The organism is Pseudomonas sp. CAN1, assembly GCF_030462585.1.
Lineage (GTDB): Bacteria > Pseudomonadota > Gammaproteobacteria > Pseudomonadales > Pseudomonadaceae > Pseudomonas.
This window is the reverse complement of record NZ_JASMRU010000046.1, coordinates 1-13,630: the sequence shown is the minus strand read 5'-3', so window position 1 is coordinate 13,630 and position 13,630 is coordinate 1. Positions and strand designations below refer to the sequence as shown.

The following is a 13,630-nucleotide window of genomic DNA, read 5'->3' as shown; positions in this document are numbered from 1 at the left end:
AGCGGAGAGGGGCGGGGTGATCGGTAGGATGGGTGGAGCGCAGCGATACCCATGCTGATGGTGCAGGGAGTTGATGGGTATCGCTGCGCTCCACGCCATCCTACGCAGAGCGGGAGATGGCGTAGGGCGGATAACCTGGAACAGGTTATCCGCCGGCTATTCGGCGGATAACGCTGGCGCGTTATGCGCCCTACGGGTGGCGCGAGCGGACTTAGTGGGCCGGCAGAATCCGCCCACGGCATTCGCCGAAGCCGATGGAGGCATGCCCCTCGCGACGGCAGCGGGCGCGCAGGATGATCTCGTCGCCGTCTTCGAGGAAGCGTCGCYCCTCGCCATTGGCCAGCACGATCGGCTGCTTGCCGCCGCCGGTGAGCTCCAGCAGGCTACCGAAGCTGTCCGGGGTTTCCCCGGAGAGGGTGCCCGAGCCGAACAGGTCGCCGGCTTGCAGGCGGCAACCGTTGACGCTGTGGTGCGCGACCATCTGGGCGACGGTCCAGTACATGTTCAGCGTGCTGCTCAGGGCGATGCGTTCCGGGGCCTGGTGCTCGCGACGCATGCGCGCGGTGTGCAGCAGGACTTCCAGTTCGATATCCAGGGCGCCGCGCTGCTGGTCGCCTTCGTCGTAAAGGTAAGGCAGTGGCTGCGGGTCGCCTTCCGGGCGGGCCGGCTGGGCGACGCGGAACGGCTCCAGCGCCTCGGCAGTGACCACCCAGGGCGACACCGTGGTGGCGAAGCTTTTCGACAGGAACGGCCCCAGCGGCTGGTATTCCCAGGCCTGCACGTCGCGCGCGGACCAGTCGTTGAGCAGGCAGAAGCCGGCGATGTGGCCGGAGGCGGCGTTGATCGGGATGGCCTTGCCCTGGTCGTTGCCCTGGCCGATCCAGATGCCCAGTTCCAGCTCCAGGTCCATCCGCGCGCAGGGGCCGAACACCGGCACGTCGAGGCCGGCGGGCAGAGTCTGGCCGTTGGGGCGACGTACTTCAGCGCCGGACGGCACGATGGTGGACGCGCGGCCGTGGTAGCCGATGGGCACGTATTTGTAGTTGGGCAGCAGCGGGTTGTCCGGGCGGAACAGCTTGCCGACGTTCTGCGCGTGGTGGATGCCGACGTAGAAGTCGGTGTAGTCGCCCACCTTGGCCGGCAGGTGCATGCGGCACGCGGCCTGGGGTTTGAGCAGTGCGGCGCCGAGGTGCTCCATGCGTTTCTGTTCGTTGCTGCCTTCGCTGAGCAGGTGGATCAGCGCGTCGCGCAGGGTACGGCGCGCGGTACCGCCGAGGGTGAAGAAGGCGTTCAGGCTGTCGCCGCTGGCCACCAGCGCGGCCTGGTGCGCGGCACCGTGGAAGAGTCCGGTCTCGCAGGCGGTCTTCAGGTCGAAGATGTAGTCGCCGATGGCGACGCCACCGCGGGGAGAGTCGCCCGGCGGGCTGAACACGCCCAGCGGCAGGTTCTGCAGGGGGAAGTCCGGATGGCCATTGGCCGATTCGATCCAGCTTTGTGCGTTGTGGGCGGCGCTCATGTTACTGCTCCTGGGAAGGGTCGAAGGTCTTCTGCATGCCGCTCCAGCAATTGTCGTAGTCACGCTGCAGCTGCGGGCAGTCGAGGGCGAAGCGGCTGGGGCGCAGCACGCGGCCGGTCTCGAACATGAAGGCCATGGTCTTGTCGATCTTGTGGGGTTTCAGGTCGGCGGCAATTGCCTGCACGGTGGTGGCGTTGTCCGGGCCGTGGGCGCTCATGCAGTTGTGCAGCGAGGCGCCGCCAGGGACGAAGCCGTCGGCCTTGGCGTCGTATACGCCCTGGATCAGGCCCATGAATTCGTTCATCAGGTTGCGGTGGAACCACGGCGGCCGGAAGGTGCTCTCGGCCACCATCCAGCGCGGCGGGAAGATCACGAAGTCCATGTTGGCCATGCCATGGGTGTCGCTGGGCGAGGTCAGCACGGTGAAGATGGACGGGTCCGGGTGGTCGTAGCTGATCGAGCCGAGGGTGTTGAAGCGGCGCAGATCGTACTTGTAGGGCACGTTGTTGCCGTGCCAGGCGACCACGTCCAGCGGTGAGTGGTCGAGCTGGGTGGCCCAGAGTTCGCCAAGGAATTTCTGCACCAGCTGCACCGGGCCCTCCACGTCTTCGTAGTGCGCCACCGGGGCGAGGAAGTCGCGGGCATTGGCCAGGCCATTGCTGCCGATGGGACCAAGGTCGGGCAGGCGCAGGGCGGCGCCGTGGTTCTCCGCCACGTAGCCGGCGGCTTCGGCTTCCAGCAACTCGACACGCAGGCGCATGCCGCGCGGGATCACGGCGATTTCCAGCGGCTCCAGTTCCAGCACGCCCAGCTCGGTGACCAGGCGCAGGCGGCCGGCCTGGGGCACGATCAGCAGCTCGCCATCGGCGTTGAAGAACACCCGGCGCATGGAAATGTTGGCGCGGTAGGCGTACAGGCTGACGCCGCTGCAGGCCTCCGCTTCGGCGTTGGCGGCCATGCATAGCAGGCCGTCGATGAAGTCGGTAGGCTCCTCGGGCGTCGCGAAGCTGTTCCAGCGCAGGCGGTTGGGGGTGACCGGGCCGAGGCCGCTGCCGGTGATCTGCCGCTCCAGGCGCTCGAAGCGCGGGTGCGCGGCCGACGGGCGGATGCGGTACAGCCAGGTGCGCCGGGCCTCGCTGCGCGGGACGGTGAAAGCGGTGCCGGAGAACTGCTCGGCGTAGAGGCCCAGCGGCACCTGCTGCGGCGAGTTCCTGCCCAGGGGCAGGGCACCCGGCAGGGCCTCGCTGGCGAATTCGTTGCCGAACCCGGATTGGTAGGCAGGGGAGGCGCTCATGGTGGTCTCACTCTTTTAATCGTAATTGAATTACGATTAACGTAATTTCGTGGCGGCGGGCCGTCAAGACCGTCTGAGGGTTCCTTTAAGTTGAAGACCATGAACGACGCAGAAGACTCCATCCCGACGAAGGGCGCGAAGGTGCAATCCGCCGAAGTCGGCACGCAGATCCTCAAGGCCCTGGCGGACCTGGCGCCGAGCACCTCGCTCAAGCGCCTGGGCGAGTACCTGGACATGCCGGCGGCCAAGGTCCACCGCTACCTGCAGGCGCTGATCGCCAGCGGCTTCGCCGAGCAGGACCCGCTGACCAACCATTACGGCCTGGGCCGTGAGGCGCTGTATGTCGGCCTGGCGGCGATCCGCCGGCTGGACGTGGTGAAGGTCGCCAGCCCGGCGCTGGCCGAGCTGCGCGATGCGCTGGGGCAGACCTGCTTCCTGGCCATCTGGGGCAGCCATGGGCCGACCGTGGTGCAGGTGGAGCCGGCCCAGGGCATGGTCACGCTGGTGACCCAGGTGGGTTCGGTGCTGCCTGTGCATGGGTCGTCCACCGGGCTGGTGTTCGCGGCGTGCAAGGACGGGCTGGAGGAGGGCGCTGATCCGGCGGTGCTGGAAGGCATTCGCCGTGAAGGGCTGCATGCCATCCACGGCCTGCTGATGCCGGGGGTGAATGCGCTGTCGGTGCCGCTGTTCAAGACCGGCCGGGAGCTGGCGGGGGTGATCACCGTGGTGGGTTCGCAGGCGAGCTTTGCTGCCGAGCCCCAGGGGGAGGCGGCGCGGGTGCTGCGGGAGATGGCGCGGGAGGTGAGTTTGCGGATGGGGGCAGAGGTTTGACTGTCTGAGGCTTCGGCGCTCGGACGTGCCCTCTCCCCAGCCCTCTCCCTGAAGGGAGAGGGGGTATCCGAGTGAAGCGTGACGGCAGTGCGTTCCTGACGACTCGGCATCAGGGGCAACCATCACTGCGCTTCATGCCGATCCAGTCCCCTCTCCCTTCAGGGAGAGGGTTAGGGAGAGGGTGGCGGGCCGTGCGAGATACCATCAGGGGGAGATCTCGCTCACGAACAGCTCCGCAGCGGGGGCGGTTCGCGAGCAAGCTCGCTCCTACAGTTACTGCTCCATCCCCGCCCAATCCGTCCCCTTCACCAATACGTCGCTCAGCGCCTGCGCGGCGCTGGAGAGCTGGTGCTCCGCCAGGCAGAACAGCCCCACGCGACGTTCGATTCGCGGTTCTTCCAGCGCCACACAGCGCGCACCGAGTTCTTCCATCTGCTGTCGGCACAGGCGTGGCACGGCGCTGACACCCAGCCCTTCGGCCACCATCCGGCCCACGGTCACCAACTGGTGGCTTTCGAACGCAACTGGCAGTCGCCCATGCCGTGCCGCCAACTGGTCTTCCAGAAGCAGGCGCACGGCTGAAGGGCGCTGCAGGGTGATGAAGTGATCTTCCAGCAGTTGCTCCCAGGTGATCCGTTCTTCATTGGCCAGCGCTGAATTGGCCGGCAGCACCGCGACGAAGCGGTCGGTATAGAAGGGCGTAAAGCTCAGCCCGTCGAGGCTGTCCGGCTCCAGGGCAATGCCCAGTTCGACGCGACGGTTGCGCACCATCTCCAGCACCTGTTCGTTGATCACGTCGTGCACCGCCACGTTCACCTTCGGGTGGCGGTCGCGGAAGGTGCGCAGCACGGCGGGCAGCAGGTTGCCGGCGAAGGAGGGCATGGCGGCGATGGAGACCTTGCCTTGCTGCAGAGTGAAGTGCTGGTGCATCACTTCCTCGGCGTTGTCCCAGTCCGCCAGCAGCCGGCGGGCCAGCGGTAGCAACGTCTCGCCCTCCGGGGTGAGTGCCACGCTGCGGGTGGTGCGCACCAGCAACTGGCCGCCCAGGGACTCTTCCAGGCTCTTGATCGCCAGGCTCAGCGCCGGTTGCGACAGGTGCAGGCGCTCGCAGGCCTGAGCGAAGCTCAGGCTCTGGGCGACGGCGAGGAAGGCGCGCAGTTGCTTGACGGTCATTGATAAGTAAACCGGATCAATTGATTGAGAAAACAAACTTAACAAATCAGTCCCCGCCGGTGAAGCTGCAGACGCTCTCTGACCGACTGGTCGGACATTCCAAATACAAGAGGCAGCAGCGACATGGCAGGACTCGACAAGCGTGTAGGCAGTTACGAGGAAGCCCTCGCCGGGCTCACCGACGACATGACGGTACTGGCGGGCGGATTCGGCATCTGCGGCATCCCAGAAAACCTCATCGCGCAGATCCGCAAGTTGGGCGTGAAGGGCCTGACCGTGGTTTCCAACAACTGCGGCATCGACGGCTTCGGCCTCGGCGTGCTGCTGGAGGACCGGCAGATCCGCAAGATGATCGCGTCCTACGTTGGCGAGAACGCGCTGTTCGAGCAGCAGCTGCTGTCCGGTGAACTGGAGGTCGAACTGACCCCGCAGGGCACCCTGGCGGAAAAACTCCGTGCTGGCGGCGCCGGCATCCCGGCCTTCTTCACCGCCACCGGCTACGGCACCCCGGTCGCCGATGGCAAGGAAGTGCGCGAGTTCGACGGCCGCCACTACGTGATGGAACGCGCCATCACCGGCGACTTCGCCATCGTCAAGGGCTGGAAGGCCGACCACTACGGCAACGTCATCTATCGCCACACCGCGCAGAACTTCAATCCGGTAGTCGCCACCGCGGGCCGCATCACGGTCGTCGAGGTGGAGGAGATCGTCGAGCCAGGCGAGCTGGACCCGACCCAGATCCACACCCCCGGTATCTACGTCGACCGCATCATCCAGGGCTCCTTCGAAAAGCGCATCGAAAAGCGCACGACTCGCTAAGGATCGGCTGCGCGTCGGCCTGGCGGCGTTGGATTTGAAACGAGGCCTGCTCATTTAGGGCATCTAAACTCCGCGTCCTCGTTTCAAATCCGCCTAACCAGTCGCTAGCTCGCTCGATCTTCAACCGCATTGAACAAGAGAAGAGATTCAGCCATGGCACTTACCCGCGAACAGATGGCTCAGCGCGTGGCGCGCGAGCTGCAGGACGGCTTCTACGTGAACCTGGGCATCGGCATCCCGACCCTGGTCGCCAACTACGTGCCCGAGGGCATGGACGTGATGCTGCAATCGGAGAACGGCCTGCTCGGCATGGGCGCGTTCCCCACCGAGGACAGCGTCGACGCCGACATGATCAACGCCGGCAAGCAGACCGTGACCGCCGTGAAGGGCGCCTCGATCTTCAACTCCGCCGAATCCTTCGCGATGATCCGCGGCGGCCACGTCGACCTCACCGTGCTCGGTGCCTTCGAGGTGGACGTACAGGGCAACATCGCCTCCTGGATGATCCCCGGCAAGCTGGTGAAGGGCATGGGCGGCGCCATGGACCTGGTGGCCGGCGCGGACAACATCATCGTCACCATGACCCACGCCTCCAAGGATGGCGAATCCAAGCTGCTCGACCGCTGCTCGCTGCCGCTGACCGGCGCCGGCTGCATCCGCAAGGTACTGACCGACCTGGCCTACCTGGAGATCGAAGATGGCGCCTTCATCCTGCGCGAGACCGCGCCGGGCGTGAGCGTCGAAGAGATCGCCGAGAAGACCGCCGGCCGGCTGATCGTGCCGGACGATGTGAAGGAAATGACCTTCTGATCCCTTGATCCTTTGTAGGAGCGAGCTTGCTCGCGAACGCCCTGGCTCCGAAGCCTGGGTTGGTTCGCGAGCAAGCTCGCTCCTACCAAGAGCAAAAGCCAGCTTCGGAGTCCCCAGATGCAAGACGTAGTCATTGTCGCCGCCACCCGTACCGCCATCGGCGCCTTCCAGGGCAGCCTGGCGAACATTCCCGCCCATGAACTGGGCAGCCTGGTCATCCGCTCGCTGCTCGAACGCAGCGGCGTGAAGGCCGAGCAGATCGACGAAGTCATCCTCGGCCAGGTGCTCACCGCTGGCGCCGGGCAGAACCCCGCACGCCAGGCCGCCATCGGCGCCGGCCTGCCGGTGGAAGTGCCGGCGATGACCATCAACAAGCTCTGCGGCTCGGGCCTGAAGGCGCTGTTCCTCGGAGTCCAGGCGATCCGCTGTGGCGACGCCGACGCCATCATCGCCGGTGGGCAGGAGAGCATGAGCCTCGCGCCCTACGTGCTGCCCAAGGCCCGTACCGGCCTGCGCATGGGCCATGCCGAGCTGCAGGACACCCTGCTGCGCGACGGCCTGATCGACGCCTTCAACGACTACCACATGGGCATCACCGCCGAGAACCTGGCGGAGAAGTTCGGCATCAGCCGCGAGGCGCAGGACGCCTTCGCCGCGCAGTCCCAGCTGAAAGCCGCTTCGGCCATCGAGGCCGGCCGCTTCAAGGACGAGATCACCCCGGTGCTGATTCCCCAGCGCAAGGGCGAGCCGCTGTCCTTCGACACCGACGAGCAGCCCCGCGCCGGCACCACTGCCGAGTCCCTGGGCAAGCTCCGCCCTGCCTTCAAGAAGGACGGCACCGTCACCGCCGGCAACGCCTCCACCCTCAACGATGGCGCCGCCGCGGTATTGCTGATGAGCGCCGAGCGCGCACGCAGTCTGAACCTGCCGGTCCTGGCGCGCATCCAAGCCTATGCGAGCAGTGGCGTCGACCCGTCGATCATGGGTATCGCCCCGGTCACCGCGACCCGCAGCTGCCTGGAAAAGGCCGGCTGGAGCCTCGACGACGTCGAGCTGATCGAGGCCAACGAAGCCTTTGCCGCCCAGGCTCTGTCGGTTGGCAAGGAGCTGGGCTGGAACGCCGAGAAGGTCAACGTCAACGGCGGCGCTGTCGCTCTGGGTCACCCGATCGGCGCTTCGGGCGCCCGTGTGCTGGTGACGCTGCTCCACGAAATGCTCCGCCGCGATGCGAAGAAGGGTCTGGCGACCCTGTGCATCGGCGGCGGTCAGGGTGTCGCCATGGCCCTGCTCCGGGATTGAAGGAGCGGGACTGAGGAGGCGCGACTAACGACCAATTGGCGAGCGCCGGTCGGCATGTAGCAATGCCGTACCGGCAGGCGGGATGGTAGGTGGGCACACCGACAGACGAGCATCCCGCCATGGTTTCCGGCGTCCCCCGGCGCCGGTCGACCCTTGCGTCACCGCTCGGCCCCACGCAGGCCGGGCGGTTTTTCATTCCAGGACGGGCATTGCCACAAGCACCGTTCGACGATGAGCCATTACAAGAACAACGAGGTAGACCTTATGAATTCCCACGTGCACACCTCCGGCACAGCCGTGCAGGACAGCCGCTCGGCGCGTTTCGCCATGGCCTGCTCCAACTGGGCCGAGCGCTGGTTCCCCGACTCCTGGGTCTTCGCCGCGCTCGCGGTGCTGATCGTTTCCATTGCTGCGCTGGCCATCGGCGCACCGGCCACCGAAACCGCCAAGGCCTTCGGTGACGGCTTCTGGAGCCTGATCCCGTTCACCATGCAGATGGCCTTCGTGGTCATCGGCGGTTACGTGGTCGCCAGCTCCGGCCCGGCCTCCCGGCTCATCGACCTGTTCGCCCGCGTACCGAAGAACGGTCGCTCGGCGGTGGCCTGGGTCGCAGTCATTTCCATGCTCGCCTCGCTGCTCAACTGGGGCCTGTCCCTGGTGTTCGGCGGCCTGCTGGTGCGCGCCCTGGCGCGCCGCGAAGACCTGAAGATGGATTACCGCGCTGCCGGCGCCGCTGCCTACCTGGGCCTGGGCGCCGTCTGGGCGCTGGGCCTGTCGTCGTCGGCCGCGCAGCTGCAGGCCAACCCGGCCAGCCTGCCGCCGTCGATCCTGGCGATCACCGGGGTCATCCCGTTCACCGAGACCATCTTCCTCTGGCAATCGGGCGTGATGTTGCTGGCCCTGGTGCTGGTGTCGCTGGTCATCGCCTACATGACCGCCCCCGGCGCGGCCAGCGCCCGTGACGCCAAGGCTTGCGGCGTGGACGTCAGCTTCACCCCGCCGAGTGCGCCGAAGGCCACCCGGCCGGGCGAATGGCTGGAGCACAGCCCGCTGCTGATCCTGATGCTGGTGGCGCTGGCTGCCGGCTGGCTGGTCCACGAGTTCAGCACGAAGCCTGCGATCACCGCGATCTCCGGGCTGAACACCTACAACCTGCTGTTCCTCATGGTGGGTGCGCTGCTGCACTGGCGCCCGCGCAACTTCCTCGACGCCGTGGCCCGCGCCGTGCCGACCACCACCGGGGTGCTGATCCAGTTCCCGCTGTACGGTTCCATCGCGGCGATCATGACCACCGTGAAGGGCGGCGACGGCTCGACCATCGCCCACCACGTCTCCACCTTCTTCGTGCAGATTGCTTCCCACGACACCTATGCGCTGCTGATGGGCGTGTACTCGGCGGTGCTGGGCTTCTTCATCCCCTCCGGTGGCGGCAAGTGGATCATCGAGGCGCCCTACGTGATGCAGGTGGCCAACGAGCTGCAATACCACCTGGGCTGGGCGGTGCAGATCTACAACGCCGCCGAGGCGCTGCCGAACCTGATCAACCCGTTCTACATGCTGCCGCTGCTCGGCGTGCTGGGCCTGAAGGCGCGCGACCTGATCGGCTTCAGCTTCGTCCAGTTGCTGGTCCACGTGCCCCTGGTGCTGTTCCTGCTCTGGGCCCTGGGCACCACCCTGCAATACCTGCCGCCGGTCCAGCCGTAACCACGCATTCGGCCCCGCTGGCAGTAGCCCGGATGTCGCGAGACATCCGGGTTTTCTTTTTTTTGAAACGCCGCGGCGCTGTCTTTCCACGAGCTGCGGCCTCATTAACCCGTCAGTCCTCGCTACGTCGCAACGTGAACAGCGCCAGCGAACGCGCGCCCAGCGGATAGGCGCTGCCGAACTCCCAGCTGCGCTCGTGGCCTTCCGGCTCGCGGGTGTCCAGCAGGTACTGCCATTCGCGGCCCTGGGCGGTCTGCGGGAGGACGAAGTCGACGCCTTCATGGGACGCATTGAGCAGCAGGAGCAGGGTGGCGTCGCCGCCGCTGCGGCGGATGCCGGTGGGCTGCGCGCGGCCGTCCAGCAGCATGCCGAGGCTGCGCCGCTGCGGGTCGTGCCAGTGGTCCTCGGTCATTTCCTCGCCTTCGGGTGCAAGCCAGGTGACGTCGCGTACGCCCAGTTCCTCGTTGTATTCGCCGACCAGGAAGCGCCCGCGCCGCAGGATCGGGTAGGCCTGGCGCAGGCGGATCAGCCGGCGGGCGAAGGCCAGCAAATCGTGGCCTTCGGCGTCGAGGTTCCAGTCGACCCAGCCCAACTCGTTGTCCTGGCAGTAGACGTTGTTGTTGCCCTGCTGGGTGCGGCTGAACTCGTCGCCAGCCAGCAGCATGGGCGTGCCCTGGGAGAGGAACAGCGTGGCCATCAGGTTGCGCATCTGTTGCAGGCGCAGGCGGCGGATCGTCTCATCGCCGGTGGGGCCTTCGACGCCATGGTTCCACGAGCGGTTGTCGTCGTGGCCGTCACGGTTGTCCTCGCCGTTGGCGTCGTTGTGCTTGTGGTCGTAGCTCACCACGTCGCGCAAAGTGAAGCCGTCATGGGCGGTGATGAAGTTCACCGAGGCGTAGGGTCGCCGGCCGCGCTGGTCGTAGAGGTCGCCCGAGGCGGTGAGGCGTCGCGCCAGGTCCGGCAGCTGGCCTTCGTCGCCACGCCAGAAGCTGCGCACGGTGTCGCGGAAGCGGTCGTTCCATTCCACCCAGCCGGGCGGGAAGCCGCCCACCTGATAGCCGCCGGGGCCGCAGTCCCAGGGCTCGGCGATCAGCTTGCGATGGCTCAGCACCGGGTCCTGGCGGCAGGCGACGAGGAAGCTGTGGCGCTCGTCGAAGCCGTCGGCATAGCGCCCGAGGATCGATGCCAGGTCGAAGCGGAAGCCGTCCACGCGCATTTCCGTGGCCCAGTAGCGCAGCGAGTCGGTGACCATCTGCAGCACGCAGGGGTGGCTCAGGTCGAGGGTGTTGCCGGTGCCCGAGTCGTTGACGTAGTAGCGCCGGTTGTCGGCCTGCAGGCGGTAGTAGGAGACGTTGTCGATGCCGCGCATGCACAGCGTCGGGCCGAGTTCGTTGCCCTCGGCGGTATGGTTGTAGACCACGTCGAGGATCAGCTCGATGCCGGCCGCGTGCAGGTGCGCGACCATCTCCTTGAACTCGTTGATGTGGCCACTGGCGAGGTAGCGGGCCTGGGGCGCGAAGAAGGCGATGCTGTTGTAGCCCCAGTAGTTGCTCATGCCCTTTTCCAGCAGGTGCTTGTCATCGAGGAAACCGTGCACCGGCAGCAGTTCCAGGCTGGTCACTCCCAGTTGCCGCAGGTGGTGCAGCAGCTCGCTGTTCATCAGCCCGGCGCAGGTGCCGCGCAGGCGCTCCGGCACCGCCGGGTGGCGCATGCTCAGGCCGCGCAGGTGGGCTTCGTAGATGACGGTTTCGTCCCAGGGGATGCGCACCGGCTGCTGCTGCTCGCCCCAGGTAAATGCCGGGTCGATGACCTTGCACTTGGGGACGAAGGCCGAGCTGTCGCGCTCGTCGAAACTGAGGTCGGCGTCGGCCGAGCCGATGGTGTAGCCGAACAGTGATTCGGACCACTTCAGCTCGCCGACCAGTTGCCGCGCGTAGGGGTCAAGCAGCAGCTTGTTGGGGTTGAAGCGCTGCCCGGCATCCGGCTCGTAGGGGCCATGTACGCGGTAGCCGTAGATCTGCCCCGGATGGGCATCGGGCAGGTAGCCGTGCCAGATTTCGTCGCTGTATTCGGGCAGCTCGATGCGTTCGATCTCGCGCTTGCCCTGGGCGTCGAACAGGCACAGCTCGACCTTGCTGGCGTGGGCGGAAAACAGCGCGAAGTTGACGCCCAGGCCGTCCCAGGTGGCGCCCAGCGGAAAGGGGCGGCCCTCGGTGACGCGGGACTGTGCTCGTCGGGTCATGGCCGGCTCCTGGGGTCAGGCGGGCTTGGGTTTCTTCGGTGTGGCTTTCTTCGGTGTGGCTTTCTTCGGCGCGGGTTTGCGCGCGGCGGGGGCTTTGGGCGTTGCCTTTTCAGCAGCGGAGGGCCTGGATTTGCGCTGCTGCTCGGTGGGCGTGACCGGTGGAGCGCTCTGGGTCGGCTTGGGCCGGGGCGGGGATTTGCGCGCGGCAGGCGGTGGCGTCGGCGCTACGGTCTCGCCTTCATCCGTTTCGCCTGGTGTCTCTGGGTCGGCTTTGGGCAGCCGGCCCTTGCGCCGTGGCGGTTCCTGCAGGATGGCGGGCTTCTCCGGCTCCTGGTCACCCTCGAAGCGCGGCTTCACCGGTTCCTGGGCGGCATGCCGAGGATCGGCCGCCTCGGTCTCCGCCAGGCTGCGGGCCATGCGCCAGTGGCGGTCGTGCTGGCCTTGCGGGCGCCCCTCGGACTCCCAGATCTGGTAGGCCAGTTCGCGAACTCTGCGCTCGTCGACCTTCATCGTTCACCTCCGGAAATAAGCAGGTTGACCGGGGTGTCGCGCAGCAGATCGGTCAGGCGCGGCTCCCCGTCATGGGGTTCGATTGCCCCGGCCAGCCCGCTCCAGCGGACGGCGGCCAGGGAAGAGGGCAGGTGCAGGCGAGTGTCGCCCCAGCGCCTGGCGGGCACCTGCGGCAGCGGCGAGTCGCCCAGCAGGGCGGCGCTGCAGCGAGGCACCACCACCAGCAGGTGCTGGCCGGCATGGCTGCGGGCAAAGGCCACGACCTGCGCCGCGTGTTCGCCGCGCACCGGCAGCGGCTGGTAGTCGCCCTCGGTGAAGAGCGCCGGCCAGCGCTTGCGCAAGCCCAGCGCGTGGGCCAGCAGTGCCTGCTTGATGGCGCCATCGCGCCAGTGGCGCAGCAGCTGCGGCCAGTCCGGCAGTCGCTCCAGCGCCGCTTCCAGCCTGGCGAAGTCGGGGATGCGGCGGTTGTCCGGGTCCACCAGGCTGAAGTCCCAGGACTCGCAGCCCTGATAGAGATCGGGTACGCCGGGCGTGGTATTGCGCAGCACGGTTTGCACCAGGCTGTTCAGTCCCCCGGCTGGCATCAGGCTGCGGGCGGCGTCGGCAATGGCCTGGCGCAGCGGCGCGCCGCGCTCATCCAGCAGGATGCCGTCGAGAAACTCGGCGCAGACGCGCTCGTAGGCTTCATTGGGCGCGCTCCAGTCGCTGTCCAGCTTCGCCTCGCGGATGGCCTTGCGCTGCCATTGCTCGATGCGCTGGTGGTAGGTGTGCAGGTCTTCGGAGTCATCGGCGGCCAGTTCCAGCGGCCAGCTGCCCAGCAGGCACTGGTAGAGCATCAGTTCGTCGCCGCCGCTGGGCGCCGGCCCGCGGGCGATGTGCTGGCGCAGCGGGGCGGCCAGCTTCCACCAGCTCCACACCTGCTGGGCGAACCATTCGGCGCGCTCGCTGAGCACCGCCAATCGCGCCCGGCAGTCTTCTCCACGTTTGTGGTCGTGGGTGGCGCTGGCCAGCATTGCGCGGGGGAAGTCGCGTCGGCGTTCCATGCAGGCGAGGTGAAAGGCGTCGACATCGCCGCCCAGGGTCTGCGGGTCGAAACCGACGTCGTTGCGCCCCAGCACGGCGCCCGAGCGGTAGCAGGCGGTGTCCTCCAGGGACTTCGCGGCAATCGGCGGAGTGAGTTGCTGGAAGCGCTCCAGCGCCAGCTTGCGCAGCTGCCGCAACGGCCCGGGCGGCTGGCGGCGCAGGGCTTCGCCGCCGAGAATGCGGTCGAGCCAGCCGAGGGTGCGCTGGTCACTCGGTTCCAGATGCTGCTGTGCGCTTTCCAGCGCCTGGCTGAAGAAGTGTTCGTCCTGCTCCGAGCGGCCCAGCGCATCGGGGTAGGGGCGGTACACCGGGAAGGCCGCCAGCAGCTGGAACAGCGCCCGGCGGATCG

10 protein-coding genes and 1 pseudogene are annotated in these 13,630 nt (G+C 67.2%); 5 read left to right on the top strand and 6 right to left on the bottom strand.

What is annotated here, in order from left to right; genetic code table 11:
• Positions 1–211: 211 nt before the first annotated feature.
• Together fahA and hmgA are read right to left on the bottom strand one after the other, a co-directional pair.
• Positions 212–1,516: a fumarylacetoacetase gene (gene fahA, locus QO207_RS29130; protein ID WP_301535724.1), complete on the bottom strand. Its 1,305-nt coding sequence runs from the start codon at positions 1,514–1,516 to the stop codon at positions 212–214.
• A gap of 1 nt (position 1,517) precedes the next feature.
• Complete coding sequence (gene hmgA / locus QO207_RS29125; RefSeq protein ID WP_301535723.1) at positions 1,518–2,810, bottom strand: homogentisate 1,2-dioxygenase; 1,293 nt, start codon at positions 2,808–2,810, stop codon at positions 1,518–1,520.
• Between the two features lie 99 nt (positions 2,811–2,909).
• Between hmgA and QO207_RS29120 the strand changes: the two genes are divergently transcribed.
• Positions 2,910–3,641: an IclR family transcriptional regulator gene (locus QO207_RS29120; protein ID WP_301535722.1), complete on the top strand. Its 732-nt coding sequence runs from the start codon at positions 2,910–2,912 to the stop codon at positions 3,639–3,641.
• 273 nt (positions 3,642–3,914) lie between these two features.
• On the opposite strand, the gene QO207_RS29115 is transcribed toward QO207_RS29120, so the two are convergent.
• On the bottom strand, positions 3,915–4,814 hold the full coding sequence (locus QO207_RS29115; protein WP_301535721.1) for a LysR family transcriptional regulator: 900 nt from the start codon (positions 4,812–4,814) through the stop codon (positions 3,915–3,917).
• A gap of 123 nt (positions 4,815–4,937) precedes the next feature.
• Here QO207_RS29115 and QO207_RS29110 point away from each other — a divergent pair, with 123 nt between their 5' ends.
• From QO207_RS29110 to QO207_RS29095, 4 genes are all read left to right on the top strand, one after another.
• Positions 4,938–5,633: a CoA transferase subunit A gene (locus QO207_RS29110; RefSeq protein WP_301535720.1), complete on the top strand. Its 696-nt coding sequence runs from the start codon at positions 4,938–4,940 to the stop codon at positions 5,631–5,633.
• A 153-nt stretch (positions 5,634–5,786) separates the two neighbouring features.
• On the top strand, positions 5,787–6,443 hold the full coding sequence (locus QO207_RS29105) for a CoA transferase subunit B (protein WP_301535719.1): 657 nt from the start codon (positions 5,787–5,789) through the stop codon (positions 6,441–6,443).
• Positions 6,444–6,560: 117 nt separating this feature from the next.
• A complete protein-coding gene (locus QO207_RS29100; protein WP_301535718.1) occupies positions 6,561–7,742 on the top strand; it encodes an acetyl-CoA C-acetyltransferase in 1,182 nt (393 codons plus the stop codon).
• 264 nt (positions 7,743–8,006) lie between these two features.
• Positions 8,007–9,446, top strand: a complete 1,440-nt coding sequence (locus QO207_RS29095; RefSeq protein ID WP_301535717.1) for a short-chain fatty acid transporter — start codon at positions 8,007–8,009, stop codon at positions 9,444–9,446.
• 112 nt (positions 9,447–9,558) lie between these two features.
• Here the strand turns inward: QO207_RS29095 and glgX are convergent, their stop codons facing one another.
• The 3 genes and pseudogenes from glgX to QO207_RS29080 all read right to left on the bottom strand — a co-directional run.
• The gene (gene glgX, locus QO207_RS29090) at positions 9,559–11,688 is read right to left on the bottom strand and encodes a glycogen debranching protein GlgX (protein WP_301535716.1); all 2,130 of its coding nucleotides are present in this window, start codon (positions 11,686–11,688) and stop codon (positions 9,559–9,561) included.
• A gap of 15 nt (positions 11,689–11,703) precedes the next feature.
• A complete protein-coding gene (locus QO207_RS29085) occupies positions 11,704–12,198 on the bottom strand; it encodes a DUF2934 domain-containing protein (RefSeq protein ID WP_301535715.1) in 495 nt (164 codons plus the stop codon).
• Positions 12,195–13,630 (bottom strand): annotated as a pseudogene (locus QO207_RS29080) (malto-oligosyltrehalose synthase); the annotation flags it as partial. The pseudogene QO207_RS29080 and the gene QO207_RS29085, both read right to left, overlap by 4 nt.